Annotated in this window: 22 protein-coding genes; 7 read left to right on the top strand and 15 right to left on the bottom strand. The window is 53.9% G+C overall.

Annotation, left to right across the window (positions count from 1 at the left end):
* Window positions 1-74 precede the first annotated feature (74 nt).
* Window positions 75-2786: a fibronectin type III domain-containing protein gene (locus FHS19_RS07810; RefSeq protein ID WP_183580987.1), complete on the bottom strand. Its 2712-nt coding sequence runs from the start codon at window positions 2784-2786 to the stop codon at window positions 75-77.
* Between the two features lie 425 nt (window positions 2787-3211).
* Between FHS19_RS07810 and FHS19_RS07805 the strand changes: the two genes are divergently transcribed.
* The gene (locus FHS19_RS07805) at window positions 3212-4066 is read left to right on the top strand and encodes an SDR family oxidoreductase (RefSeq protein WP_183580984.1); all 855 of its coding nucleotides are present in this window, start codon (window positions 3212-3214) and stop codon (window positions 4064-4066) included.
* Between the two features lie 100 nt (window positions 4067-4166).
* Here the strand turns inward: FHS19_RS07805 and FHS19_RS07800 are convergent, their stop codons facing one another.
* From FHS19_RS07800 to FHS19_RS07770, 7 genes are all read right to left on the bottom strand, one after another.
* Window positions 4167-4496, bottom strand: a complete 330-nt coding sequence (locus FHS19_RS07800; protein ID WP_183580981.1) for an SCP2 sterol-binding domain-containing protein — start codon at window positions 4494-4496, stop codon at window positions 4167-4169.
* Between the two features lie 34 nt (window positions 4497-4530).
* Window positions 4531-4971 (bottom strand): PaaI family thioesterase, encoded by a 441-nt coding sequence (locus FHS19_RS07795; protein ID WP_183580978.1) that lies wholly within the window; start codon window positions 4969-4971, stop codon window positions 4531-4533.
* A 42-nt stretch (window positions 4972-5013) separates the two neighbouring features.
* Window positions 5014-6708: a long-chain-fatty-acid--CoA ligase gene (locus tag FHS19_RS07790; RefSeq protein ID WP_183580975.1), complete on the bottom strand. Its 1695-nt coding sequence runs from the start codon at window positions 6706-6708 to the stop codon at window positions 5014-5016.
* A gap of 25 nt (window positions 6709-6733) precedes the next feature.
* On the bottom strand, window positions 6734-8515 hold the full coding sequence (locus FHS19_RS07785) for an acyl-CoA dehydrogenase FadE (protein ID WP_183580971.1): 1782 nt from the start codon (window positions 8513-8515) through the stop codon (window positions 6734-6736).
* Between the two features lie 63 nt (window positions 8516-8578).
* Window positions 8579-9760 carry an acetyl-CoA C-acetyltransferase gene (locus FHS19_RS07780; RefSeq protein WP_183580968.1) on the bottom strand — a complete coding sequence of 394 codons (1182 nt, stop codon included), beginning with the start codon at window positions 9758-9760 and terminating at the stop codon, window positions 8579-8581.
* A gap of 22 nt (window positions 9761-9782) precedes the next feature.
* Window positions 9783-12185 carry a 3-hydroxyacyl-CoA dehydrogenase/enoyl-CoA hydratase family protein gene (locus FHS19_RS07775; protein ID WP_183580965.1) on the bottom strand — a complete coding sequence of 801 codons (2403 nt, stop codon included), beginning with the start codon at window positions 12183-12185 and terminating at the stop codon, window positions 9783-9785.
* Window positions 12182-14368 (bottom strand): (Fe-S)-binding protein, encoded by a 2187-nt coding sequence (locus FHS19_RS07770; protein WP_183580962.1) that lies wholly within the window; start codon window positions 14366-14368, stop codon window positions 12182-12184. Before FHS19_RS07770 ends, FHS19_RS07775 begins: the two co-directional genes overlap by 4 nt.
* A gap of 190 nt (window positions 14369-14558) precedes the next feature.
* Between FHS19_RS07770 and fadR the strand changes: the two genes are divergently transcribed.
* From fadR to FHS19_RS07755, 3 genes are read left to right on the top strand one after another with little or no spacing between them, the layout of a single operon-like run.
* Window positions 14559-15140 carry a fatty acid metabolism transcriptional regulator FadR gene (gene fadR, locus FHS19_RS07765; protein WP_076165412.1) on the top strand — a complete coding sequence of 194 codons (582 nt, stop codon included), beginning with the start codon at window positions 14559-14561 and terminating at the stop codon, window positions 15138-15140.
* A gap of 27 nt (window positions 15141-15167) precedes the next feature.
* A complete protein-coding gene (locus FHS19_RS07760) occupies window positions 15168-15935 on the top strand; it encodes an electron transfer flavoprotein subunit beta/FixA family protein (protein WP_183580959.1) in 768 nt (255 codons plus the stop codon).
* Window positions 15936-15975: 40 nt separating this feature from the next.
* Entirely contained in the window at window positions 15976-16950 is a 975-nt protein-coding gene (locus FHS19_RS07755) for an electron transfer flavoprotein subunit alpha/FixB family protein (RefSeq protein WP_183580956.1), read from the top strand.
* Window positions 16951-17092: 142 nt separating this feature from the next.
* On the opposite strand, the gene FHS19_RS07750 is transcribed toward FHS19_RS07755, so the two are convergent.
* Window positions 17093-18766 (bottom strand): DUF4091 domain-containing protein, encoded by a 1674-nt coding sequence (locus FHS19_RS07750; RefSeq protein ID WP_183580953.1) that lies wholly within the window; start codon window positions 18764-18766, stop codon window positions 17093-17095.
* Window positions 18767-18862: 96 nt separating this feature from the next.
* A complete protein-coding gene (locus FHS19_RS07745; RefSeq protein WP_183580949.1) occupies window positions 18863-19615 on the bottom strand; it encodes an MBL fold metallo-hydrolase in 753 nt (250 codons plus the stop codon).
* A 137-nt stretch (window positions 19616-19752) separates the two neighbouring features.
* Between FHS19_RS07745 and FHS19_RS07740 the strand changes: the two genes are divergently transcribed.
* A complete protein-coding gene (locus tag FHS19_RS07740; RefSeq protein ID WP_183580946.1) occupies window positions 19753-20181 on the top strand; it encodes an Lrp/AsnC family transcriptional regulator in 429 nt (142 codons plus the stop codon).
* Window positions 20182-20210: 29 nt separating this feature from the next.
* On the opposite strand, the gene FHS19_RS07735 is transcribed toward FHS19_RS07740, so the two are convergent.
* Window positions 20211-20603 (bottom strand): nitroreductase family protein, encoded by a 393-nt coding sequence (locus FHS19_RS07735; protein WP_183580943.1) that lies wholly within the window; start codon window positions 20601-20603, stop codon window positions 20211-20213.
* Between the two features lie 194 nt (window positions 20604-20797).
* Here FHS19_RS07735 and FHS19_RS07730 point away from each other — a divergent pair, with 194 nt between their 5' ends.
* A complete protein-coding gene (locus FHS19_RS07730; protein ID WP_183580940.1) occupies window positions 20798-21361 on the top strand; it encodes an NAD(P)H-dependent oxidoreductase in 564 nt (187 codons plus the stop codon).
* An 82-nt stretch (window positions 21362-21443) separates the two neighbouring features.
* On the opposite strand, the gene FHS19_RS07725 is transcribed toward FHS19_RS07730, so the two are convergent.
* Both FHS19_RS07725 and FHS19_RS07720 read right to left on the bottom strand, forming a co-directional pair.
* Window positions 21444-21803, bottom strand: a complete 360-nt coding sequence (locus tag FHS19_RS07725; RefSeq protein WP_183580937.1) for a winged helix-turn-helix transcriptional regulator — start codon at window positions 21801-21803, stop codon at window positions 21444-21446.
* 110 nt (window positions 21804-21913) lie between these two features.
* The gene (locus tag FHS19_RS07720; RefSeq protein ID WP_183580934.1) at window positions 21914-22744 is read right to left on the bottom strand and encodes a discoidin/SUN/FTP domain-containing protein; all 831 of its coding nucleotides are present in this window, start codon (window positions 22742-22744) and stop codon (window positions 21914-21916) included.
* 310 nt (window positions 22745-23054) lie between these two features.
* On the opposite strand from FHS19_RS07720, the gene FHS19_RS07715 reads away from it, so the two are divergent.
* Window positions 23055-23993: a tyrosine-type recombinase/integrase gene (locus tag FHS19_RS07715; RefSeq protein WP_183580932.1), complete on the top strand. Its 939-nt coding sequence runs from the start codon at window positions 23055-23057 to the stop codon at window positions 23991-23993.
* Window positions 23994-24091: 98 nt separating this feature from the next.
* Here the strand turns inward: FHS19_RS07715 and FHS19_RS07710 are convergent, their stop codons facing one another.
* Entirely contained in the window at window positions 24092-25531 is a 1440-nt protein-coding gene (locus tag FHS19_RS07710; RefSeq protein WP_183580929.1) for a sulfatase family protein, read from the bottom strand.
* Window positions 25524-26411 (bottom strand): AraC family transcriptional regulator, encoded by an 888-nt coding sequence (locus FHS19_RS07705; RefSeq protein WP_183580926.1) that lies wholly within the window; start codon window positions 26409-26411, stop codon window positions 25524-25526. The genes FHS19_RS07710 and FHS19_RS07705 overlap by 8 nt, the downstream gene beginning before the upstream one ends.
* Between the last annotated feature and the right edge of the window lie 19 nt (window positions 26412-26430).

Below are 26430 nucleotides of genomic sequence, written 5' to 3'. Positions count from 1 at the left end.
CAGACTAGACTGCGCCCTCTCGTTATAACGGCCATCTGGATTATATTGACCTCGTTACTATTGCGAGTGTAGTGTCATCCTCCCCACTCGGTAAACCGGCCGTCGGGGGAATCATAAGCTTGTGCCCAGTAGTACCCGGGCGACAGGATTCTGCGGGCCGCAAAGCCGGCTTTACCCGCGGCCGCATTGATCGCCTCGGATGAAGCGGTGTACGTACCGGTCGCTGTAGTGGCGCCACCGACATATTTTCCGCCCATAGACGTAAACCGGCCATATACCGATGCCTGAAGCCCAGCCCCAGTCTCTTTGTCGACGACCTGCAGGGATACGGTCGCCTTGGTTCCGTCGTATGTGACCTGCATTTGCCCAACAATCATCGGCTTCAGATCGGTGTGCCCCGTCGTTGCGGAGAACGGCTGGCTTGCTGGCCCTTCATTACCGGAAGAATCGACGGCTGTTACTTTATATACATACGTCGTATCCGGCAGCAGCCCGACGTCGCGGAAATTCAATTTGTTCGATATGCCAGCCAGGTGGGCTGGATCCGGTTCAAACTGCGGATCCGTGCCGCGATAGATGCGGTATTCCTTCACGGTGGCGTTGTCGGATGCCGGCCCGTAAGAAATGTCGACCCGCTGATAATCAAAAGCGGCTGCCTGCGGTGTGCCCGTGACAGCTGAAGGCGGTTCGCTGTCCTGCGGCGGCTGCCAGTATACTCCTCCCGGTCCCCATGCGGACGGGAATATCCTCAGGTTGCCATAATGGTGCATAGCGATCCCTCCGAAGGCAGGGTCTCCTTCGAAAGCGGCGTACACTTTGTTCAGCTCCGACTCCATGTACGTCCGGCCTTCCTCATTGAAGCTGATGGCCTCCGGATCGCCGCCGTCGGCAACATCGATCGTCTCTACGCCAATGACGACCGAATTCGGCTTACCGATCTGATTCGCATAATCGATTTCTCCCCGTGCCTGTTCAATGATCCCAGCACTGCCGTCTGCCTGATCCCGGTAGTCCATGATCGAAATATAATCGAGCGTATCCTGAACATGCTGGGACATCCATTTGACCGAGCCGTTCCACGAGATGCTGCTGGCGTCCACCGATGTGTCGAACCAGCGCGGGATGGCGGCTCCGACCTGCAGATCCAGACCGGAAGCCTGCTTGCGGTCCATCAATGCCTTGAGCATGTCAAGGTACTGCACCTGAACCGAAGGTTTGGCGCTTTTAAAATCACCGAGGCTGTAAGGCTCCGTATCAATGTTTACGCCGTCAAATCTTTCCCTTGGGTCCGAGGATAAGTTGTAATTCAGAATACCTTCGAACTCGGCCACCGCCTGAGTCCGGTATCGGGCATAAGCTCCGAAATAAGGCGGCGTCGTACCGCCAGCGATCAACGCTTCCACATGGTAGCCCCTGTCATGGGCCCAGCCGACGAAATCCCTGACCTCCGGACGTTTGTCCTCCAGCATACTCATGCCGAAATATTTACCAACCGCCAGGTACAGCGTGCGGATTGGTCTCTGGCCGAACGTCGACGTGTCGGATGCCATAGCATCCAGCACATTGCGGGATCCCGGGTTCATGATCAGGGGGTACGATTCATTTTCCCAAATCCACATAGCCCGATCCTGGCCGTACACCTGCTGGGTAACGGTCGTTGAAGTGGATGCTGCTTCAACCTGCTCGAAACCAGGATCCGCACTCGCAGGGATCTCCGCATCCGAATTCACTTCTTCAACTGCATCTCCCGAGAGAGATGGCGTCACCTCATCTTGTGCCGTGTCGGCATCTTGAGCTGTTGGGGCATCATTCGATGACTGGACATCTTGAGCTTGCGGTACATCTTGTTCTGTTGACTTATCCTGTACTGCTGGAGCATCTTGTATTGTTGAGTCATCGGGTGCTGTTTCGATATTTGGCACCGTTTGAATATTTTGATCTTTTTGAGCGTTCTGGTCAGTCTGGACTTCCTGTTCCACTTCGGTATTCTGTTCTGACCTGATATCTTGATCCGTCTGGACATTCGGCTCCGTCCAGCCTTCTTGTTCCGTCTGGTCTTCCTGCAGCATTTCCAGGCTTGAGAGGTTCGCGACTTTCAGATATTTTGCGCTGCTGTATCCTGTATTTCCGTTTGAATCCACGGCTTTCGCTTCAAGACTGTTAACCCGTCCGGCATAAGCTGCCGTTTTCCACTTGTATTGGTATTCTGAACCTTTGGGAGGCACATCCTTCCACTCTCCACCGTTAATCCGGATTTTTACTTGGCTAACCGGGTTTTTGCCCTCTGCCTGAATGAGGACATTAACATTCCCCTTCACGGGGCTCGTTTCGCCGGGGCTTGTAATCTGCACTTGAGGAAGCGCGGCCCCCGGATTATCCACCTCCACCGACATAAAAGGAGACCATGCCACATAGCGGGTCACGCTGTCTTTACCCCTAGCCGCCAACTCTACCGAACCGTCGTATTTGGAGAAATCGACGTCGGCATACCAGCTTCCACTGCCGTCCGCTTCGGGATCATCCATGTGGGCACTGATGAGCGAATCGCCGCCTACGGCGAGCTCCATGTCATACACACCCGAAAACGTTCCGGAAATTCGGGACACACCCGGCCCCAATGTTCCGGCTGCAGGCGGGTCGATCGTGATGATCGGCGAAGCAAAAACAGGTAAAGGAGGAATTCCAAACACCGAAAGAACGACCGTGAGGATCAGACAAATTCCGACGTGACGAACTGCTCGCGGGTTTCGGGCATGTCTCTGGGCATGCCCTTGCTTAATTGCCATAAGTCTCTTCACTTCCTTTACATAATGTGTGAATGACCTTGACATCGCAACTGAAAAAAGGGCTAGAGGGAAGGGTACAAGCTGAGGAATGTTAGTTTGAAGCGTTTACTTTTTCTTATTATGGCGAACGTGAGCTTAGAACCAGATGTGACAAAAATGTGAACAATAAAAAGGGTTTCAGCAATTTTCCGCGGTTTTTCTACCCGAATTTTATCATCCCGCCGAGCACCGGTAACTCTCCCATCACTGGCTGACCATAGGTAACAACCACCCATTCACCGATGGGGGTGTGAACCTAACACCACCGAAACAGCGCCATTATTCCACTTATGAAAGGCTGCCCTATACACCGCTTTTCTGTTCGGATATAGTGGATGTAGAGCAATGAGAAGTTCTTTTCCAACACATATTTGGGAGGAATTAGGATGGAACCTTTTGCGCAGAACTTGTTACAGGACAAAGTGGTGTTGATCACCGGGGGAGCCACCGGTCTGGGCCGGGCCATGGGTGAAAAGTTCGTGCGGCTTGGTGCCAAGCTGGCGATCGCAGGGCGCCGGGAAGAAGTGCTGAAGCAGACAGCCGAAGAATTTCTTGATAGCGGTTACAAAATATTCTATGCACCTTGTGACGTCCGGGAACCGGCACAGATTACCGAGTTGGCGGATGCCGTTGAACGGCATTTCGGACGGATAGACATTCTCGTCAACAACGCCGCCGGCAACTTCATCAGTCCTACCGAACGGTTGTCCCCTCGGGCCGTAGACGCGGTACTGAACATCGTTCTGCACGGCACGTTCTATGCGACTCTGGAGATCGGCAAACGCTGGATCGACCGGGGACATGGGGGCACCATGCTCAATATCGTGACGACTTACGCCTCAACCGGGTCTGCGTTTGTTGTTCCATCCGCTGCGGCTAAGGCCGGCGTGCTGTCATTAACCCGTTCTTTGGCGGTGGAGTGGGCGCGTTACGGGATTCGCCAGGTGGCGATCGCCCCCGGCCCCTTCCCGACCGAGGGCGCATGGTCTCGCCTCTCTCCTACGCCTGAGCTGGAGCAGCTGATGATCGATCGTGTCCCGTTGCGCCGGGTCGGGAACAAAGAGGAGCTCGCGAATTTGGCCGCCTACCTGGTTTCTGATTACGCAGGATATATCAACGGGGAAGTGATCACGATTGATGGCGGAGAATGGCTGCAGGGCGCAGGCGAGTTCAATGACCTTCGCACGGTCACTGAGGAACAATGGGATGCTCTCGCCAAATTAACCCGGAAGGGGAAGTAAACGAACCAATTTTTACTTGTTATAAAAAAACAGCACAAATAGGCTGCTTTGCATAAGGCAGCCTATATTTTTGCATTCATCGATGACGCAAGGCAGGTATTCAAGCCTGATATTGCTTCAGGATTTCCTGAAGCTTCAGAGCCAGGCCAAGACGGCCGTCGATCCGGAGCGATCCGGTCATATACGCCATCGTCGTGTTCAAGTCGTTCCGCAGCAGTTTGCGAAGATGGCTCTCGGACATCGTCAGGGTGCAGTCGGCATCGCCCGAAGCGTCCTCTACAACCCGCACTGTTCCGTCATCAAAATACACCTGCAAATGTTTCCCCGTATCCTTAATATGAAAATGGTAGGAGGCGTGCAGCCCATCCAGTGCCCTTGGCTGTTCATTCATTTTTCCGGCTATCGCTTCAAGCTCTTGTACCACGCTCATCCATCATCCCTCTTTCTTTGCTCTCTGATTGCGCTTAAGGGACATGCCTTTCAAGCACCCGGAACGTGCCGGTGCCGAAGGCGAGCAGATCCCCGTTCTCTTTGCGCGCATAGGCCTGGGCTGTAATCAGCTTGCGCGAACTGTGGATGATCTCGGCCGTCACGATGACGCGCCCTTCACCCGTGGAAGCCACGTAATTCATGTTCAAATTCACCGTCACCACATTGGCTTCAGGCCTGGCCAGCATAATTAGTATGCCCATGGCGGAGTCGATGGCCGAGGCATGCATACCGCCGTGCACGATCCCGATGAGATTGAGATGATGGGGCAAAATGTCATAGGCTACCACAACCTGATCGCCTTTAAGTTCGACCAGTTCGCATCCGATAAAATCCCAAAAGGTATGCTTCGCGGCGTTCTCCAGCTGCTTCAGCTTCAGGTTCATATTCAGGCTATCCGTCGTTTCCGGATCCATGTCCGTGCCTCCTTCTCATTCGGCGTCGCCGTGTGTCATCTCCTACAAGTCAACCTTCGATTGATTGACCAGCTTCTCATTCTCTTCTTCGATCAGTTTGCGGCGGAGCACCTTGCCCACCATCGTCTTGGGCAGCGACTCGCGAAACTCGTATATCTTGGGCACTTTATACACAGCCAGCCGTTCCTTGCACCACTGCTTCAGCTCCGGCTCAGTGACAGACGAGCCTTTCCGGAGCACGATGTAAGCCTTTACATTTTCGCCGCGGTAAGGGTCGTTCACGCCGGCCACGACGGCTTCCTCCACATCCGGATGTTCGAACAGCACCTCCTCGATTTCCCTCGGGTAGATGTTGTAACCGCCGGCGATAATCAGGTCTTTGCGCCGGTCCAAAATGTAAAAAAAGCCCTCTTCGTCCATCCTCGCCAGATCTCCGGTGTACAGCCAGCCGTCCCGAAGGGTGCGTTCCGTATCTTCCGGACGGTTCCAGTACCCCTTCATGACCTGAGGGCCGCGGACGATCAGTTCACCGATTTCGCCAAGAGGCACCTCTTCCCCCGTTTCGGGATGCACGATGCGGGCCTCGGTATCCGGGAAAGGAATGCCGATCGAACCGGTTTTGCGTTTCTCCCATATGTTGTTGGCATGCGTAACCGGGGACGCTTCGGTCAATCCGTAGCCTTCGATCAGCTTGCCGCCGGTAACCTCCTCGAACCGCTCTTGTATCTCCAAAGGCAGCGGAGCCGCTCCGCTGATACATATATTTATGGAAGAAAGGTCGTACTTGTGCACTTCCGGATGATGAATCACCGCAATGTACATGGTCGGTGCCCCGGGAAACACGGTCGGTTTCCGGCGGTCAATGATCTTCAGCACCTGATTGATTTCAAAGCGCGGAACCAAGATGAGTGTTCCGGCATTATAAACCGCCTGGTGGAGCAGGACCGTAAGCCCGAATACATGGAAAAAAGGCAGCGCGGCCAAGTATTTTTCCTGGCCAATCCGTGCCCGGTAAAACCACAGCTGGGATTGAATCGTATTGGCTACCAGGTTCATATGCGTGAGCATCACGCCTTTGGCGAACCCGGTCGTTCCTCCCGTATACTGGATGAGCGCCAGGTCCTGTTCGGCATCGATGTCGACCTGGACCGGGGTGTCACTTGATTGTTTCATAAGGCGGGTAAAGGATAAGATACGTTCGTCGTAGGTGACGGAAACTTGAGTGCCGTCCTTTTTGGCGGCAAGAGGGTACAGCATGTTTTTCGGAAAAGGCAAATAATCTTTGACCGACGTGACGATCAGCTTGCTGAGCGGCCTATGGGTCATCGCCTGTTCCACGCGCTGCACCAGCGCATCCAACGTCACGATGATACGGACGTCCGCGTCGGATAACTGATGCTGAATTTCCCGCGGTACATACAGCGGGTTGGTCATGACCACTACGCCGCCCACAAGAAGCACACCATAGTACGCAATGACCTCCTGCGGACAGTTAGGCAGCATGATGGCGATCCGATCCCCTTTGCGGACACCCAGCCGCAGCAGGGCGTTCGCAAACCGGTTTACCGAGATCATCAGGGAACGGAATGTCATTTTCTTTCCCATAAAATCCAGAGCAATATGCTCTGGATATTGGGAAGCGGAATCCACTAAAAATTGGGCAACGTTTTGCTTGGGATACTCGTAACTGTGCGGGACCTCACTAGGATACTGATTTAACCAAGGTTTACTCGACATCCAGGCCACCCCATCTCACGAATTGTTACAGCACGTATTTTTCCGCGGCAATGACCTTTTCGGCGATTTCGCGCTTCAATCCCAGCGTATTGACAGGCGATTTTCTCGTCAGCTTTTTCAGAACGGACAGCTGCGTCCGGAGCGTGTCGCCCGATTCCATCGCGGCGAGCACTTCCTTTGCCCACGTTTCGATTTTATTGAATTCGTCATGAACGAATACGGTCGTCATCAGAATCGGCAGGCGAGCCTTGTCTTCGCCGGAGCGGTCGATGATTTTTTGCGTACGCAGCAGCGCACTTTCCATCGCATAGACGGAAATCATCATATCGGACAGATGGCTCAATACCTCCTGTTCGTCTTCGAGCTTCAGTTGATATTTCTGTACAGCCTGGGCGCCGGCCATCAGGAAAATCTTCTTCGCCATTTTGATCAAATGGGCTTCTTGGTCGAGCGTGCCCTCGAAGGTCTGAGCAGGAATCGGCTCCAGAAGCTCGGCCTGCAGCGCCACCGCTTTTGGCATCAGCGGCAGCTGGCCCTTCATGGCCCGCTTTACCAAAGTGCCCGGAATGAGCAGGCGGTTGATTTCGTTTGTGCCTTCGAATATGCGGTTGATCCGCGAATCCCGGTAATTCCGCTCTATCCGATATTCTTGAATAAAGCCGTATCCGCCATGGATTTGCACGCCTTCGTCGACTACGAAATCGAGCGTCTCGGAGCCGAACACCTTGTTGATCGAGCATTCGAGCTGATATTCGGCGATGGCTTTGGCCGATTGATAGCCTACTTCTGGACTGCTGTGATCCACTTCGGCAAGGCCAATATCGAACAGACCTGCCGTGCGGTAAACCATGCTCTCGAGCGCGTATGTTTTCGTGTTCATGTCCGCCAGCTTTTTGCCGATCAGTGGGAAGGAGGAGATTTTCCGGCCGAACTGCGTGCGCTCGTTGGCATAATTGGCAGCCAGCTCGATCGTATCTTTGGAGGCGCCTACACAACCGGCGGCCAGCTTGAAGCGTCCGATGTTCAGGATGTTGAAGGCGATCAAGTGCCCCTTGCCTACTTCCCATAACAGATTCTCTACGGGCACTTTCACATCCTCCAGGATTAGCGGACAGGTGGACGATCCTTTAATTCCCATTTTTTTCTCTTCCGGTCCGATGCTGACGCCTTCCATCGTGCGCTCCACGATAAAGGTGCTGAAGTCCTTGCCGTCCACTTTCGCGTACACGATGAATAAGTCGGCGAAACCGGCATTCGTGATGAACTGCTTGCTGCCGTTCAAAACATAATATTCACCGTCCTCCGATAAGGTGGCTGTCGTTTTCGCCCCCAGCGCATCTGAACCGGAGGAAGGCTCCGTTAAGCAATAGGCGGCGATCTTTTCACCGGTTGCCAGAGCAGGCAGGTATTTCTGCTTTTGCTCCTCGGTGCCGAAATAGACGATCGGCAGCGTGCCGATGCCGACATGGGCACCGATAGACAACGCAAATGCAGATGCCTTGGTCAGCCGCTCGCTGATCAGTGTCGAACTGACCTTATCCAGGCCGAGCCCGCCATAAGCCTCCGGTACGTCGGCCCCGAGCAGCCCGAGTTCACCAGCTTTGCGCATCTTTTCCACCGTAAGCTCATAATTCAGCTTTTCGATCGCTTCATCATGGGGGACCACTTCACCGGCCACAAAATCCTCTGTCGTCTCGGCAATCATCCGGTGTTCTTCCGTAAAATCTTCCGGGGTCACAATATTGTGGAAATCCGTGTCTTCGATGATATAACTGCCGCCGATCACCTTGTTCGTCGTTGTGCTCATCGTTCCCGTCTCCTTTGCGATATGAATTTTTTAAAAAAAAACAACTTCTCCCGGCAGCTGTCCTTACGGATGAACCTCAAACACGCCCGCGGCCCCCATGCCGCCGCCGATGCACATCGACACCACGCCGTAGCCACCGCCGCGCCGCTTCAGCTCGCTGATCAGCGTCGTCGTCAGCTTTGTACCCGTACAGCCCAGTGGATGTCCCAGCGCAATTGCGCCGCCGTTCACGTTCACTTTCTCCTCATCGATGCCAAGCTCCCGGATAATGTGCACGCATTGGGAGGCGAACGCCTCGTTGATTTCAAATAAATCCACGTCCTCCAGCGTAATACCGGCCATCTGCAGCGCCTTCGGAATCGCTTTTACCGGACCGACGCCCATAATTTCCGGCTCGACGCCGCTGAGCGCGAAGGAACGGAACGTGGCAAGCGGCTGCAGGCCAAGCTCCTCCGCCTTCTCCCGGCTCATAACAACAACCGCCGCAGCCCCATCGCTTACCTGGGAGGCATTCCCCGCCGTGACCGATCCGTTCAGCTTGAACGCCGGCTTCAGCTTGCCCAGCACCTCCACCGTCGTGTCGCTCCGCACGCCTTCGTCCATCCGGAAGTCGAAGGTTTTCGTCTGCACTTTGCCCTTCTCATCCACGCTTTTCAGTTCGGCCTGGACCGGCACGATTTCTTCCTGGAACTTGCCTTCCGCAATCGCCTGCGCCGCCCTGGCGTGCGATCTTGCAGCGAATCGGTCCTGATCCTCCCGGCTGATGCCGAAGCGGTCGGCCACCTCTTCCGCCGTATGCCCCATGGCGATGTAGACCTCCGGCATCTGCTCAACGATCTTCGGGTTCGGCGACATCTTAAAGCCGGTCATCGGCACATGGCTCATGCTCTCCACGCCCCCGGCGATCAGGATGTCGGCATGCCCCAGCATGACACGCTCTGCCGCGAAGGCGATCGACTGTAGTCCCGAGGAGCAGAACCGGTTGATCGTCAGCGCGGGCACCGTCACCGGGAATCCGGCGTACAGCGACATGATCCGGGCGAAATTAAGCCCCTGCTCGCCTTCCGGCATGGCACAGCCGATGATAATGTCTTCCACGTCTTCTTTTTTAAGGCCCGGTGCGCGTTCCACGACGGCTTCCAGCACCGCTTTCCCGAGATCATCGGCCCGCGTCTGTGCCAGGCTGCCTTTCTTGGCGCGGCCTACTGCGGTACGCGCCATCGATACAATGACTGCTTCTTTCATGGAATAACCCCTCCCGTGGATGTTAGTTGCGGAGCGCCTTTCCTTTGGTCAGCATGTGATGCATGCGCTGCTGCGTCTTCGGTTCGCCGCACAGGCTCAAGAAAGCCTCGCGCTCGAGGTCAAGCATATACTCCTCGCTGACAAGGGATCCTGCCGGGACATCACCGCCGGCGAGAACATGGGCCAATTTTCGGGCGATGAGGTAATCATGGTCACTGATATATCCGCTTTGCTTCATGCCGAGCGCACCGAGCTGAAGCACGGCCTTACCTTCCGCCCCAACGACCCGGATCTTCTCCTGAGGCATCGGTTCATAGCCGCTGCGATCCAGACCGAGAACGGCCTGCTTCGCCTGATAAATCTGAACATCCTGACTCACCGCAACACGGTCGCTTGGCCGCAGATACCCGAGTCGCTTGGCATCGTGGCCGCTTGTCGATACCGTCGCCGTCCCTACGGTTTGGAAAATGTGATTGATGTACGGCTGCATATCTGCATCCGGAAGTCCCGCCGTTTGGCTTGCCCGCAGCGCCAATTCTTTGCAGCCTCCGCCGGCGGGGATCAGGCCGACGCCAACTTCGACAAGGCCGTAATACGTCTCCGGCGCCGCGATAACCAAGTCTGCCGGCATGCAGGATTCGACCCCGCCGCCGAGGCACATCCGGTGTGGGGCGGCAACGACCGGCTTTTCAAACCGTTTCAGCGCGTACATCGTGTACTGGAACCTGCGGATGATTTCGTTGATTTCGTCCCATTCTTCATCCTGGGCTTCCATGAGGAGCAGCATAATGTTGGCTCCCACGCAGTAATTGCGCGCCTGATTGGCAAGAACAAGTCCCCTGAAATTGCTGCGAACCTCGTCGATGCTCTGCGTAATCATGGACAGAATGTCATCACCGATCGCATTGTTGGGCGAGTGGAACTCCAGGCAGGCGACGCCGTCTCCAAGGTCGATCAGGCTGGCGCCGCTGTTTCCTTTCACGACCTTGTTTTGCTCTTTCAGGCTGCGCAGATTGATGACTTCTTCCGGCTGTTCTACCTGACGATAGGATCCCGAAGCCACGTGAATCGAGTACAGCCGACCTTCCTCCTGCTTGTAAAAGGACTTGTTACCCGCAGCGATCCACTTTTTGACCCAGGCGGGAACGCTTATACCTTCGGATTCCATCCGCTCCACAGACCCGGCCAAGCCGATGGCGTCCCATGTCTCAAAGGGTCCCAGTTCCCAGGAGAAGCCCCATTTCATGGCATCGTCGATTTCCTTGACTGAATCGGCGATTTCGCCTACCTTTTCGGCCGAATAGACAAGCACCTGCTTAAGAATGTCCCAGGCCAGATCCGAGTACCGGTCCTTCGCACCGAGGAGCGCCTTCGTTTTCGCGCTGGCTCCCTTGGCCAATTTCGCAGCCTCCAATGATGCCGATTTGGGCTTCGTCTGCGGCACGTATTCCAGCGTTTTCAAGTCAAGTGATAAAATTTCACTGCCGGCCGGCGTCTTCTTTTTCAAATAGAAGCCCTGCCCGCTCTTCTCCCCGAGCCAGCCGCGCGCCACCATGCCCGTCAGCACGTCCGGCGAAGTGAAAACCGCTTGTTCGCGCTCATCCTCGACGTTTATCCGGACGTTGTCCGCGACATGAACAAACGTGTCGAGCCCCACCAGATCCAGCGTGCGGAAAGTAGCGCTCTTCGGACGTCCCATCGCAGGTCCGGTCACCGCATCGACCTCTTCCACCGTGAAGCCCTTCTCCGTCATTTCCTGCAGGGTCACCAGCAGGCCGTAAGTACCGATCCGGTTCGCAATAAAGTTAGGCGTATCCTTTGCGATGACGGCCCCCTTGCCAAGCACCTTTTCGCAAAAATCCTTCATACCCGCCACGAGCTCCGGCTCCGTGTCACGTCCGGGAATGATTTCAAGCAGCTTCATGTAACGGGGCGGATTAAAGAAGTGCGTGCCCAAGAAGTGTTTTCTGAACGCTTCGCCGCATTCAGCCGCCATCTCGTTAATCGAAATGCCGGACGTGTTCGAGCTGACCACTGTTCCCGGTTTCCAATGCTGTTCTACGCGTTTCAGGAGCTGCTTCTTCACGTCCAGATTCTCGACCACCACCTCGATGACCCAGTCGACGCCGGCAATCTGCGGCAGATGATCTTCGAGGTTACCCGGCGTAATCCGGGAAGCAAACGAAGGATCATACAAAGGGGCCGGCTTGGTCTTACCGAGCCTCTCGATGGCCGAGGACGCAAGACGGCTGCGCACTGCCGCATGCTCCAGCGTCAATCCCTTCTTCGTCTCTTCTTCTGTCAGCTGTTTCGGAACGACGTCCAGCAATAAGCACGGGATCCCGACGTTGGCCAGATGTGCAGCGATGCCGGAACCCATAATTCCTGAGCCGATGACGGCTGCCTTGCGAATGGATTTGTTCATTGTGTGCTTGCCTCCATTTCAAATCCTTTATTGTGAGCAGCGGAATCCCCGAACACGGACAGCTCCAAAATTTCGGCGATATCCTTTGCCTTCACACGCTCTTCCACTTCCTTCATCTTCGTGCCGTCCTCCATCATGGTCAGGCAGTAAGGACAGGCGCTGCTGATGATGCTTGGATTCACTTCCAGCGCCTGCTCCGTTCGGGCAAGGTTCACCCGTTTGCCGGACGTCTCCTCCATCCACATCATGCCGCCCCCGGCGCCGCAGCACATCGCATTTTCCCGCGTACGCTTCATTTCAACGAGCTCCACACCGGGAATGGCCCGGAGAACGTTACGCGGCGGGTCGTAAACGTTGTTATAGCGTCCCAGGTAACACGAGTCGTGGTAAGTGATCCGCTCCTTCACCTCATGCCTGGGCTTTAGCTTCCCTTCGCGGATGAGCTGATCCAGCAGCTCGGAGTGATGAAGGACTTCCACCCCTTCAAGCCCGAATTCGGGGTATTCGTTTTTCAACGTATTGAAGGTGTGCGGACATGCGGTCACGATTTTTTGGACGCCGTATTTATCGAAAATCCCGATGTTTTCCATGCAGAGCTGCTGAAACAGCATCTCATTGCCCATCCGGCGGGGCGTATCCCCCGAATTTTTCTCCTCGTTGCCGAGGATGGCGAAATTGACGCCGGATTCGTTCAGGAGGCGGGCAAACGCCTTGGAAATTTTGCGGCTGCGCAGATCGTATGAGCCCATCGACCCGACGAAGAACAAATATTCAAACTGCGGATTGTCCTTGACGGTCGGCACCCGGATGCCTTCCACTTCGCCGGTCCAGTTGGCCCGGTCGTTGCGGTTCAATCCCCAGGGATTGCTTTGCCGTTCGATATTTTGCAGAGCCCGCTGCCCCTCTGCCGGCATGCTTCCCTCCATCAGCACGAGATGGCGTCGCAAATCGATGATTTTATCGACATGCTCGTTGCCGACCGGGCACTGATCCTCGCAGTTGCGGCAGGTGGTACATGACCAGATCTCCTCCTCTGTCATGACGTCGCCGATTAAGTTCACGTCCTGCGGACTTGTGTCCTGATGGGTCCAGGTAGATTTCTGCCAAGCCAGCGTCGGTCGAATATCCGTCACACCTTCGGCTGACGACCAATCGGGATGGGTTTCGGCAGCGGCTGCGCCCAAAGCATGCGCTCCACTGACGGCAAAAGCATATTCGGGAACGTAGGGCGACTTGCCGGTCACGGCCGTACCCTTTTCCGTTAAATGATCGCGCAGCTTGGTTATGAGATGCATCGGCGACAGTACCTTGCCGGTATTGGAAGCCGGACAGACGTTCGTGCAGCGACCGCATTCCACGCAAGCGTAGAAGTCGATCATCTGCTTTTGCGTAAAATCTTCGATCCTGCCGACGCCGAACGATTCGGCTTCTTCATCTTCGAGGTCCAGCTTGCTCAGCTTGCCGACAGGCTCGGAGCGGCCCAGCCAAATATTGACCGGCGCCGTAATAAGGTGAAAGTGCTTCGATTGAGGAACATAAACGAGAAAAGATAGCAGGATAAGCAGATGAGCCCACCAAAAGATGTAGAACAATACGGATGCTGCCGTTCCGGACATGCCGGTGAAGATGGCCGCAATGGCTGAGGATATAGGTGCATAAGCGGATGGCTCGAGGTCGAGCCGGACTCTTTCGAAGGTAAGCGACAGCAGCACGGACAGCATCAGGGAGAAGATGAAGAACACGACAATGCTCGGCTTCCACCCTTTCTTGAGGCGCGCAAGCTTCTCACCATACCGGCGGTAAGCGGCATATCCCATCGCTACAAGGACCAGAAACACCGTGATCTCCTGAAGCAGACCGAATACGTCGTACGCGGGGAGCGGCAGGTGGCCGCCGTCCGTCAGTCCTTTAATAATCAGATCCAGCGCGCCGAACTGAAGGATGATGAAGCCGTAAAAGATCACCACGTGCATGATGCCGCTTTTCCGGTCCTTCAGCAGCTTTTGCTGGCCGAACACCTGCCCCAGAAACTCGCCCCATCTGCCTTCACGCTGCTTCCGGAAATCCACGGGCTTGCCAAGCTTCACGTACAGGATTCGGTGATACACCGCTTGGTAAAACAAATAAATGCCATACCCGGTCACGGCGAGAAACAGGAGTAAATTGACGATTGGCCACACCATTTGTCATCCGTCCTTTCTTCGTATTCACCTAAGCTTGGTGACGGGTTACATTTCGTAAGCGGTTACAAAGCTTGTTTAAAAATAAAATCTTACTTTGAAAACATTGACAACTGGCACGGTTTCCCATAAGATTAAGAAAAATGAATGAGGATTCATTCAGTTATCTGAATTCTAACACCGGGGTGGCCTGATGACAAGTAGAAAATTGGAAAAATATGAGTTGATTTTGGATGCAGCCTTAAAAGTAATCGCGGAGAACGGCTATCACGGCTCCCAGATTTCGAGGATCGCCAAGGAGGCAGGCGTCGCAGACGGTACGATTTATTTATATTTTAAAAACAAGGAAGATATCCTTATTTCTCTGTTTCAAGCCCGTCTCGGAAATCTGGTCTCCATGTTCAACAGCAGCGTGAAGGAAACGAATACCGCCGATGAAGCCCTCCGCAAAGTTTGCGAAATTCACTTTACCGAGCTCGAAAACAACATCAATCTGGCTTACGTGACACAAATCGAGCTGCGCCAGAGTTCGTTGGAGCTTCGCAAAGCTATCGGCCTTGTCGTTAAGCCCTACATTCAGCTGATCGAGCATATCATTGAACAGGGGATTGCCGAGAAATCGTTCCGCGCAGACCTGGATGTCAAACTGACACGGCTGCTGATTTTCGGGGCGATGGATGAAGTTGTCACCTCCTGGCTTATTTCCGGCCGAAAGTATTCCCTTTCCGCCCAGGTGGATAAGACAGTAGAGTTTTTCTTAAAAGGTTTAAAATAACGCATTTTGAGAGAGGAGCTTGTCTGCATGAATATCTACGTTATGCTGAAGCAAACCTTCGACACGGAGGAACGAATCGTCATTTCGGATGGACAGATTTCCGACGACGGGGTCAAATACGTCATTAATCCTTACGACGAATATGCGGTTGAAGAAGCTTTGTTGCAGCGGGATGCGCACGGCGGTACCGTAACCGTCGTCTCGGTGGGACCGGAGCGCACGGCCGAGGCGTTGAGAACGGCGCTGGCCATGGGTGCCGATGAAGCCGTGCTCATTGACGGCGACAGCATTCCCGGCGACGAGTTCAGCATCGCCAAAGCGCTGGCGGCCTATTTCGGCCAGCAGTCCGTAAACCTTATTCTCGGCGGCAACTTTTCCGTGGACACCGGCGGGGGTCAGGTCGCCGTACGGGTGGCCCACCTGCTGGGCCTGCCTCATGCCTCCTCGATCACGAAGCTGGACATTGCCGGCGGAAAAGCGTCCGTGCAGCGGGATGCCGAAGGGGATACCGAATCGCTGGAGGTCTCGCTTCCCGCGGTATTCACCGCGCAGCAGGGGCTAAACGAGCCGCGTTATCCGTCGCTGCCCGGCATTATGAAGGCGAAGAAGAAGCCGTTCCAGCGTCTCGGGCTTGGTGATCTCGGCCTGACCGAGGCGGATGTGGCCGCCAAGACGAGCCGCCTCTCCCTCACCCTGCCGCCTGAGCGCAAAGCCGGGCAAGTGCTGAAGGGAGATCTGGCCCAGCAGGCCGCGGACCTTGTTCAGCTGCTGCGTACCGAAGCCAAGCTGATTTGATGGAACCCATGCTTTTCTCATCTAAAAGGAGGATTCCCGTATGAGTAAAACGTTTGTGGTCGTTGCCGAGGTCCGCGGAGGCAGCCTGCGTCAGGTTTCGTTGGAAGCGCTTCAGGCGGCCTCCATTGCCAAAAACGCAGAAGACGCCGTCGCTGCGGTGCTGATTGGTTCGCAAATCACGGCCCTTGCTGCAGATCTGGCGTGCTACGTGGAAGGCCGGGTCTACGCTGTGGACCATCCCGAGCTGGAAATCTACAACGCTGAAGCCTATTCTGATGTGCTGCAAAGTGTGTTTGAGCAGGTGACGCCGGATGTCGTCATCCTTGGTCATACGGCGTTAGGCCGGGATCTCGCGCCAAAAATCGCCGCCCATTTGGGTGCCGGACAAATTTCAGACGTGACGGCGATCGAGCAAAACGGAGGCGAAGCGGTCTACACCCGCCCGATCTACGCAGGCAAAGCGTTCGAGCAAAAGTCGTTCACCGGCGGCCCGCAGGTCGTGACAATCCGCCCGAACAATCTGGCCCCAGCACCGAGCGTATCTTCTCCTGGTGAGGTTGTCGAGATCGATTACACCCCTGCCGGCTCCCTCCGCTCGATCGTAAAGGACATCGTGCGCAAAACGTCCGGCAAGGTGGACTTGACCGAAGCGAAAATTATCGTCTCCGGCGGACGCGGCGTCAAAAGCGCCGAAGGATTCAAGCCGCTCGAAGAGCTGGCGGACGTGCTGCACGGCGCGGTAGGCGCTTCCCGGGCGGCCTGCGATGCGGGCTACTGCGACTATTCGATGCAGATCGGCCAGACCGGCAAGGTCGTGACGCCGGAGATTTATATCGCCTGCGGTATCAGCGGCGCGATCCAGCATTTGGCTGGGATGAGCCAATCGCGGGTTATCATCGCGATCAATAAGGATCCCGAAGCACCGATTTTCAAAGTGGCGGATTACGGTATCGTCGGGGACCTGTTCGAGGTCGTGCCACTTCTCACCCGCGAGTTCCGTAAGGTGCTGGTTTAATGGCACGTTGACCGTGATGAGGCTCGGTGGTTCTTATCTCAAAATACAAAAGCATTCGGCAGCCGGATCATCACCGGTCTGCCGAATGCTTTTTACTTGTGTGTCGTTTATGAAGCAGTATTTAAAGGGATAGTGCGGGAGTTCAGACGCTTGCCGAAGCTAAAGCTTCTTTAATTTTCCGGTTCACCCATTCGCGCTTGGCGATCAGCCATTCCTCTTCCCGTGGGTAGCGGCTGAACGTGATCGGCTCGGGCAAATTTTCCTCCAATGCCTTCAGCACGTTGTCCCTGCCGATTTTCGATTCGAGCAGCTGGAGCGCACGCAAATCCTGCAGCGCTTCGTTCATGACCTCAAGCCGGATCGATTCGACCGGGACGCCGCCCGGCCCAGGGTATACGATAAACGGATCGCCTGACGGAAAAGCTTTGCCGGCATCGGTCGTCTCGTACGGGTCGATCTCGCCTTTGGAGTACTGCGAATAATAGAAGTTATAACCCCAATGCAAAAATCCGGCAGCGTCAAACTTGTACAGCTGGTAGCCCAGAATCCGATTGCGGGCCGAAGGGAAGCACATGAAGCGGTTAGCCACCTCTTTATACTGGGAACAGCAAAAGTAAGTCCAGAGCGGCTGGACGTTATGCTCCAGAAACGGCTCGATATGGTTGCTGGCCGGAATAGGCGTCTTCACCAAACCATTCTCGAAGAAATCGTAGTCCGACAGGGCGTCAATGATCGGGAATCCTTGCAGCAGACCGCCAAGCAGCTTGCTTGCATATCCATAAGACTCCAGGTGATCCGCCCCAGGTTCGTCGGAAATGTGGAAATAGCTTCGTTCCGACAGGTTATTGGCATGAATCCATTCGGTCAGCGCCGGAACAAACTGCTCCAGGAACAGACGATACGTTTCACCGGTGGCATCGGTCTCCCATCCGAAAATCTTCTGTGGATTTCCGTCTACGGATGCAACGATTTTCGGCGCATGCTTCGCCCCCCACTGCGTGAACAAATGGGAAAATTCAAAATAGCGGATGCCCTTCTCATCGCACAGCTCAACCCATCTGGCGAGCCGGTCAAATCCGAACGCGTATTGATTTTCTCCTGTGACGGTCACATCCACAAGCTGAACCGTCGGCCGCTCCCCGCCGACCTCGGTGTCGAGCGGCGGCGTAAAGACGGGAGTCAGAATCATGTTCATGCCATGCTGCACGGCCGTATCCATGTACTGACCGATCACTTGCCAGTGCTCTTCGCTGAATACGTCCAGCTTGTAATAGGTTGCCAGACAGTCTGTATGGAACCATTCGGTATGTATCAGCTTCTGGGGAGGCAGCTCCTCTGGAATCATTTCCAGCTGGAAAGTCTCCGTTCCGGCAACTCCCCCATCCCCGGACTCAAAACGGACGGTGATCGGGTAGTTGCCTGGCGGCGTCAGACCATTCGGCTGAAGCGTGATCCATACACTCTGCCACTCTCCCGGTGCGGCCGGAATGGCTTGTTCTTCATCCAGCGGATACAGCGGATCCGGAAATAACCCCGGCTCCGCACGCAGGACATGTTCATCATGATCCGGATATACGGGAAGTTCCGACGGCACCAGACCAACCCGGCGTACCGTAACCGGCAGTGCGGCCGGAGCATCCACGAAGACCCTGAGATCATTCACCGGGGCGTCCGTCCGGTAAGCGGCTTGAAAAGCATACGTTTCGTTGCTGAGCATCGACCCGCCGGTCACGGGATTTTCGGTCCCTTGTCCATCCGGAAATACTTTGGATAACGAGCTGAGAAGCCTGGTTTGAAATACTTGATTCTGATTCATTGAGCCAATGATCCCTCGCTTTCAAACGGTATGCTTTATCCTTCGCTGTCCGCTCTCAGCATCCTCTTTGCAAATCCACAAAATAAATAAATTATTTTATTCCGTAAAAACTTCCCCATCTTCCGGAATGACTACGCGGCTGCTGTAATCGGCCTTTTCCACCGCGCTTCTCAGATCTTCCCTAGTGACGAAGCAGTGATTGATCGCTTCCATGTGAACGGCGGCCACCCGAGTTTCCGGTTCATGGCGTAGAACCGCAATTACGTCCTTCTCATCCATAATAATCGGGGCCCCTGTCAAGAATCGCGCGCCGCCGGCGTTGACGATCGTCAGGTCCGGATGGTAGGCATCAAGCGCCTCTTCAACCTCCCGGCACCATATCGTATCGCCCGCAATATAGACCGTCGGTTGTCCTTCGGCTTGAAGAACAAATCCGCACACGGGCCCCATCTGCTTACCGATCTCACCGGTTCCGTGATGCCCTCCGGTCCGAATCAACGTGATTCCCCGGAACGTAACGGCTTGTTCAACCGGCGTTGTATGGCTAAACCCGGCTGCCCGAATCGGTCCTTCGTCCTCCGGCTGGCAGAATACCGCCGTATCCTTGGCGATCTGCTTCTGAGCGGGCTCATCCCAGTGATCCGGATGACGGTGAGTAACCAGCAGCGCGTCCGGCTGCACAAGCTTTTCCACCTCCACGGGCAACGGTACCAGCGGGTTGCGCAGCTCGTTGGCGGTATTGATCACCGGCGGGTTGGCTCCCTGCTCGCTGAACATCGGGTCTACGAGCAGGGTTACTCCGGCATATTCAATAAACAATGTGGCATTGCGGATCAATTGAATTTTCATTTCCATTCACTCCCGGTTTGGTTTATGATTCTGTTATTCATGGTATCAGTATAGAACAGGGAAAGGCGTTTTTTACATAGCCTGGCGAAACGATATCGGACGTTATATTTTCACGGTGAAAGGAATGAAAGGACAAGATGAGCAAACAAGATATCGATGAGATCGACCTTAAAATACTGCAGCTTCTGGTGGAAAATTCTCTCCTGTCCAATAAGGAGATCGGGGAAAAGGTGCATCTCACCGGTCAGGCGGTGGGTGCCCGCATCCGGAAGCTCCAGGATCTGGAGGTAATCGAGGGTTATACACTGCGATGCAATCCGGGTAAACTCGGACTTCAGGTCATTGCTTTTATTACGGTCTTTATGAAATCCGCGGAAATGCATTCTTCGTTTCAGCAATATATTCAGCGTTCCCAGCCTATCGTGGAAGCCCACCGGATCAGCGGTGAAGGCTGCTATCTCCTTCGGGTGCAGGTGCCCACCCCCATGGACCTCAACGAGCTTCTGGCAGAGATGGTTCAATTCGGCAATTATAAGGTCAATTTGTCCATCGGCCAGCTGAAATAGCTAAACAAAAAAAAGAGCTCCCCATCCAGTTAGTGATGGAATGAGAGCTCTTTTTTTCGTAGGGTATTGTCTAAGGCCGTATGCCGTCCGTTATCCGACTTAATGGGTTTCGCGTGATGCACCCCGTTTATTAACGCCTTGTTATGGGCTTTTAATAACTCAAAATGAGAATTCGGTGAATCTGCAGGGGTGACCGGCTCTTCAGTTGGCTCAAGATAGCCCATTTCCAGCACCGCAACAACGCGCTCATCCTTGTGAACACCATATCGCCGAATGGAGTTTTGATCATATATCCAATCGTTCATGGTCATTCGGACATGAAGCATATTTTCCTGGGCGAGCAGGCGAAAATTTTGCATGAGGCAGCATGCCGCCGCAAAATCTTCTTCCCTTTGATGAGGATCGCGTTCTTCCTTGATCACTAGGATCAAATACGCCGGCGCCTGTCAATTCATGTTCGGCCCCCTCTGCTGCAGGTTCCGTGATCCGGTTTGGTAAACTGTTCACACTTACCCGGACGTTAGTACCTGTACTAAAAGTGCGTACTTACAGGATGGCGGCGTATTATTTATACTCAAAACGAAGTCGTAAAAAGAAAAAAAGGAGGACCAATCCGATGAAAACCTTAGTGATCGTATCGCATCCAAGCATTGAAACATCCGTCATTAATAAACGGTGGGTTCAAGAGCTCCAACAATACCCGGAAAAATACACGGTCCATGAATTGTACAAGGCGTATCCTGACAGAACCATCGATGTGGAAAAGGAGCAGTGGTTGGTGGAAACGCATAGTCATCTGATGCTGCAGTTTCCAATTCAGTGGTTCAACTGTCCGCCTCTCCTGAAACAATGGCTGGACGAAGTGCTGACATACGGCTGGGCTTATGGTTCAAATGGCGGCGATAAGTTAAAGAACCGCAAAGTCGCTCTTGGCGTCTCGGCAGGCATCAAAAAAGCAGATTACAGTGAAACAGGCAGATACCGGTATACGTTGGAGCAAATATTAGCTCCGTTTGAAACGACCTTCCGCTACTGCAATGCGGACTATCGTTCGGTTTTTACATACTATGGTACGGAAAGCGAGCCTGGAGAAAATGTGCCGGGAGCGGAAGCTGAGCAGCCCGTGAACGAATTGGAACAAAGTGCGCTGGATTATTTGAAGTTTATCGATTCCCTCTAAATCGACCATTAAATTAGGCATTAAAAAAGAAGTATCTCCCTGTACGGGATATACTTCTTCAATTGAGCCGTAAGCGGGATGCCTATCGCTGAACAGCCTCAACGTCGGGAACAAAGTTTTTCTCCCCCCACTCGCACATCAGATTCAGTACAGGGATGAGGGAAATGCCGCGTTCGGATAACGAATATTCGACCTTCGGGGGGACCTGAGGAAATTCTTTGCGCACGACAAGGCCGTCCGTCTCCATTTCTTTTAACATGACGCTAAGCGTTTTAAAGGAAATGGTTCCGATACTCCGCTGGAGTTCATTAAAACGCATCACTTGATGTTCGGACAACCAGTACATGATGATCATTTTGTATTTGCCGCCGATTAAGGACAGCGTATAACCGAATCCGGTATCTTTGAGCTTTACGCCGCCCGGAACACAGGTTTCCCGCACTGGAGCACCTTCCTTTCGCCAAGACGATCTGTTTCCATTATATCTGCAACATCTTCAGAGCAAAAGGGTACTAGGGGTTATCAGGGCCGTGCCCGGCAATCGATGCTTACCTAATCATTTCTGCCGTATGCTTCAATCTGCGTTAGTGCCGGAAACGGGGTATCATCGCCTTTGATCAGGCGCTTGAGCACCAGCCATTCGACCGCGCGGGGAGAGATGTCAAAATATTGGATGCTGCGGATTTTTGCAGGATGGAACTGTTCCTCTGACCCATCGGAAAAAGCGACAGTAACTTCTTTCCACCAGCTGTCATGCGGAAAATCGCCGCGCAATACGAGGCCCAACCGGTCAATCTGCACCTTCCGTCCGAAATCCAGCGTCAACTCGGCATCCGCCTGCTGATTAATTCCCCAGGATTGATACGGGTAAGAACCGTGGCTGTGATTGGCATAGACGCCGTCAATGGCGTTGCGGGCAAAGAAGGTCGGTTCGTTCCGGGTCTCCACATTGGCATGAGCATGGGGGAATGCGCCCGAATCCTGCTTCTGGTCATGAGGGTTTAAGGCCAGGTTACGGTATTGGCTGATCTCGTTCTCCGTCGCATACCGGGCAGTAACATAATGCTTCGATCCGGTAAAAGCGTTCTCGGGATAAGCTCGTTTGTACGCTAACGGAATCTCATATTCCCATACGGTTCCCTTTACATAAACCAAAGACGGATTGAGCGTCTCATCCATCTGAACCACGATATACGAATCAGGCTGCTCCGTCGTGACTTTGAACCTGTCGCCCTCGGCGTACTCCACATGCTGGCAGGCCAGGTACGTAAACCCTTCTTCTTCCCGTTCCATCAAATGAACATGCGTGGTTTGCGAATCACTGTACTCCTCCGTCCTCACTTCATATTGACGATTCAGTAACTCGAGCTTGATTGTCGGCATAACCGTTCTCTCCCCATTTCGTAACATTAAGTGAACTTAATTGGATTGATATAAACCAATAAGAACATTATATATCGGTTCATATGAACCCTAAAGAGATTTTTTATCGTCTTATGGTTATGTTTAAGCTCCACTGGGCAAAAAAACCGTTTTATTAGGAACGAGAGACCTTTAATCTGCCTAAAATCCACTCCCCATTTATTTGTGCCAAAAGCGCCCTGACTTATCGCGTTTTTTGTTATACTAAAATTGCATTAAATCTATATTTAATGCAATTTATCTTTAAAACGATCAGGTGGGTGCCAAGCTGATGAAATATACGGAAGTTTTTGAACGATATGAACGCGAAACGAAACTGTTTGTTTCCTATATGAAGGATCGTGAATATTCACAAGAAACGCAGAACGCCTACTTCCATGATCTCAAGCATTTCTTGACGTCATTAGACGGTAAAGCCGTCTCGGAAGTGTCGGAGATTGATGTGATGTATTTTCTGACCCGTGTGCGCGAGAGCGGCGCCGGCGCCCGATACCGCAATCGGTGCCAGTCGGCCATCCGCCTCTTTTATAAAGTCATGATTCGATTCAGGTTAACGGACCATAATCCGGCCATGAATATTGAGAAAGCCAAAGTCGAGAAGAAAAAACAGCCTGTGTATCTGCAAAAGCAGTTTCTCGATGCATGCCTGGGACTGGTTGAAGGAAGATATATGATTCGGGACGTGTCTATCGTTGCCCTGATGGCTTATGCGGGACTTCGTGTCAGTGAAATCGTAAGATTAAACATTTCGGATTTTGACCAGGAAGGGTCCAACATCGGTGTGCTCGGAAAAGGCGGAAAATGGCGCTACATCCCCCTCCCTGCCGAAATGACCCGCTTACTTCAAACATGTCTCAGTGAACGGATTTCTCCCCGGAATGCCAAGGAATCGGCCTTTTTTATTTCCCAATTCCGGCGCCGGATCAGCAAACGAATGGTACAGAGTATCGCGGAAAAGACCTTTCAAGCCCTGTTCGATAAGTATCCGCATTTATCGGGAAAAACGCTGTCCGCCCATAAACTGAGACACTCCTTCGCTACGGACTTGCTGCACAATGGAGCCGACCTGCGTACGGTTCAAGAGCTGCTTGGCCATGAGGATATTTCCACCACCCAAATCTACACCCACGTTTTAGATGAGGCCAAAGAACGTGCGATGCATAATATCCGGCCGGCCATCCCGGAAGAAATGGTTAATGGACAAATTTGAACGGCGTAACTTCTTATCCGGTGACATAAAGCAAAAAACTCCCGAATGACCGACCTGAACCATTCAGGTCGGTCATTCGGGAGGATGAAGGTAAAAAGCTAACTTTTAAGCGATGAGGTCGTCCGCTGGCAATCATTCAGCTTAGCCCCGCCCAGCAGCTGCCTCTGCATCCACTGATTTGAGACGAGCGCATCCCCGTCCGCTTTCAGCTGGTGATACAGCCGACCACGAAGCTCTTGCAGGATGCCGGCATGCTCAGCTTCGCTGACGACATTATTCAGTTCGCCGGGATCCGCTTGCAGCTGATACAATTCGTCGATATCCGTTGGATTCCAGATGTATTTCCACTGCTTGGTCCGGATCATACGCTGCGTGTACAGTCCGAACTGCTGACCATTATATGTGGATACGACCGCTTCCCGCCAGGGCTCGGCCAACGGCTCTCCGGCAAGCAGCGGCATCAGCGATCTTCCCTGCAGATGGCCGGGGTCACATTCCTCAAGTCCCAGGATGGACAGAAAGGTCGGAGGCAGGTCCAGAAAATTATACACGAAATCATCGCAGGTACGACCAGCCTGCTGAACGCCGGACCAGTGAATGATGAGCGGCACGCGGACCACATCATCGTATAAAATATAATGCTTATCCATCATGCCGTGCGAGCCGCACATGTCCCCGTGGTCTGCAGTGAAGATGACCATCGTATTCTCTGCGGCCCCCGTGCGATCCAGCGCTTGCAGCACTTTGCCAATGGCATCGTCAAGCTGGCTGATCAATCCGTAGTAACGGGCTACAATGGGCGCCCAGTCATCCCATGTATAATGCTCGACGCCCCAGCTCAGCTGCTGCTGCCGCTGGATGTACGGCTTGCCCGCCAGTGTATCCCTGAATCCTTCCCATTCCTGTATGTCGGCGGGATCGTACATGTCGTCATACGGCGCGGACGGCCTGCACGGCAGGTGCGGTTCGGAGAAATGCAGCGCCATGTGCCAAGGCTCCCCGCTGGATTGAAGGCGTGCCAGTTCCTCGGCTGCGCGGTCTGCAAACCAATGCGTCTTTGCGTCTTCCAGCGGAATGGGATTATTTTCACCAAAGTATCCGCTTGAAAATTGCACGTCCGGGTACTTCTTCTTGGCAAATTCGTCGTACTGCGCTTCACCGACATACGAATGATAACCATAGGCCGTCGCATCGTAATCGGGATTCACGCCCCATTTCCCCAGGTAGGCGCAGGTATACCCTTTCTCTGCAAGTGTCCTCGCCCAGGTGTAGGCGTCAGGCGGCAGCGCCGCAACAGGAAGCGCCCCGCTGTAGTTCCACAAGGCGCCAAACGTTTCCGGCCGGCTGCCATGAAGCAGGGACTGCCGGGCCGGGCAGCAGACAGGAAGGACGGAGTACGCATGCGTGAAAGCCGCTCCGCCTGCAGCGAGCCGGTCCAAATTCGGCGTGCGGACCGGATGCTTACGACTGTAACCCACGCAGTCGTACCGAAGCTGGTCCGCGGTGATCAGCAGCACATTGGGACGTTGTTTATGCATGTGCACCGCTCCTGAACTCGCTCGGTGAGCAGCCGGCATGCCGCACGAAGAGCCTGCTGAAGAACGACGGATCGTCGTAGCCAACGCTGGCGGCCACGGCGATCACCTTCTCGTCCGATTCGGCCAGCAACCGTTTGGCCCGTTCAATCCGGATCTCATGGAGGACGTCGAATACGCTCTTTTGAAATTCCTCCCTCATGATACGGTTAAGCTGGCGAGTGCTGACGTTAAATAAACCGGAAAGGGATTGGAGTGTGATCTTTTTATCGAAGCTGCGCTCCAAATACCCATAGATCCGGCGGGCTGTCATCACCCGGTCCAGCTGGCGCGGCGAAGCATAGCTTTTACGGCTGTGCATCAGCGCGTAATATCGCGAGAGAAGCACCAGCAGCTCCACCAGCTGAAGCTTGATCACCGTCGTATGCCCGAGAACGCGAGCTCCGATTTCCCGTATCATGCTGTCAAGCAGCGTGAGGACGGAGGCCGCTTCCTGTCCGAGCAGGTTTAAATGATGATTGAAACGGACGTCATGCTTCAGGAAAGGATGGACATAGAAGTAATCCATCGAAGTGGTAATCTCCAGCTCCCTGAGCAGTGCGTCCGAAATGAAGGACGGCATGAACAGACAGTTGATGATTTCCATCTTCTCGCCTTGTTCCACCTCATAAGCATGCGTCTCGCCCGGGTTGATGATGAACACGTCCCCTGCGCAGATGTCATACCGTGTTCCTTGAAAGATATGGCTCCCTTTTCCCTTCACAACGTAGACGAGCTCTACGAATTCATGTCCGTGCTCGGCAAGCGAACCCTGCTCGGTCCTTGTGATCCAGAACGGAAATTCGTCCTTCATGTAGCCCCGGCTATTGAGAATTTCCTGCATGCAGCAGCACCTCCTTCTG

The organism is Paenibacillus rhizosphaerae, assembly GCF_014192015.1.
In the GTDB taxonomy this organism is placed as follows: domain Bacteria; phylum Bacillota; class Bacilli; order Paenibacillales; family Paenibacillaceae; genus Paenibacillus_AQ; species Paenibacillus_AQ rhizosphaerae.
The sequence above is the reverse complement of the archived record's forward strand: the minus strand, read 5'-3'. Positions and strand labels throughout refer to the sequence as shown.

Bases quoted from the DNA above. Each gene is read 5' to 3' on its own strand.
- FHS19_RS07810 (WP_183580987.1), bottom strand. From the start codon at position 2,786: ATGGCAATTAAGCAAGGGCATGCCCAGAGACATGCCCGAAACCCGCGA.
- FHS19_RS07805 (WP_183580984.1), top strand. From the start codon at position 3,212: ATGGAACCTTTTGCGCAGAACTTGTTACAGGACAAAGTGGTGTTGATC.
- FHS19_RS07800 (WP_183580981.1), bottom strand. From the start codon at position 4,496: ATGAGCGTGGTACAAGAGCTTGAAGCGATAGCCGGAAAAATGAATGAA.
- FHS19_RS07795 (WP_183580978.1), bottom strand. From the start codon at position 4,971: ATGGATCCGGAAACGACGGATAGCCTGAATATGAACCTGAAGCTGAAG.
- FHS19_RS07790 (WP_183580975.1), bottom strand. From the start codon at position 6,708: ATGTCGAGTAAACCTTGGTTAAATCAGTATCCTAGTGAGGTCCCGCAC.
- FHS19_RS07785 (WP_183580971.1), bottom strand. From the start codon at position 8,515: ATGAGCACAACGACGAACAAGGTGATCGGCGGCAGTTATATCATCGAA.
- FHS19_RS07780 (WP_183580968.1), bottom strand. From the start codon at position 9,760: ATGAAAGAAGCAGTCATTGTATCGATGGCGCGTACCGCAGTAGGCCGC.
- FHS19_RS07775 (WP_183580965.1), bottom strand. From the start codon at position 12,185: ATGAACAAATCCATTCGCAAGGCAGCCGTCATCGGCTCAGGAATTATG.
- FHS19_RS07770 (WP_183580962.1), bottom strand. From the start codon at position 14,368: ATGGTGTGGCCAATCGTCAATTTACTCCTGTTTCTCGCCGTGACCGGG.
- fadR (WP_076165412.1), top strand. From the start codon at position 14,559: ATGACAAGTAGAAAATTGGAAAAATATGAGTTGATTTTGGATGCAGCC.
- FHS19_RS07760 (WP_183580959.1), top strand. From the start codon at position 15,168: ATGAATATCTACGTTATGCTGAAGCAAACCTTCGACACGGAGGAACGA.
- FHS19_RS07755 (WP_183580956.1), top strand. From the start codon at position 15,976: ATGAGTAAAACGTTTGTGGTCGTTGCCGAGGTCCGCGGAGGCAGCCTG.
- FHS19_RS07750 (WP_183580953.1), bottom strand. From the start codon at position 18,766: ATGAATCAGAATCAAGTATTTCAAACCAGGCTTCTCAGCTCGTTATCC.
- FHS19_RS07745 (WP_183580949.1), bottom strand. From the start codon at position 19,615: ATGAAAATTCAATTGATCCGCAATGCCACATTGTTTATTGAATATGCC.
- FHS19_RS07740 (WP_183580946.1), top strand. From the start codon at position 19,753: ATGAGCAAACAAGATATCGATGAGATCGACCTTAAAATACTGCAGCTT.
- FHS19_RS07730 (WP_183580940.1), top strand. From the start codon at position 20,798: ATGAAAACCTTAGTGATCGTATCGCATCCAAGCATTGAAACATCCGTC.
- FHS19_RS07720 (WP_183580934.1), bottom strand. From the start codon at position 22,744: ATGCCGACAATCAAGCTCGAGTTACTGAATCGTCAATATGAAGTGAGG.
- FHS19_RS07715 (WP_183580932.1), top strand. From the start codon at position 23,055: ATGAAATATACGGAAGTTTTTGAACGATATGAACGCGAAACGAAACTG.
- FHS19_RS07710 (WP_183580929.1), bottom strand. From the start codon at position 25,531: ATGCATAAACAACGTCCCAATGTGCTGCTGATCACCGCGGACCAGCTT.
- FHS19_RS07705 (WP_183580926.1), bottom strand. From the start codon at position 26,411: ATGCAGGAAATTCTCAATAGCCGGGGCTACATGAAGGACGAATTTCCG.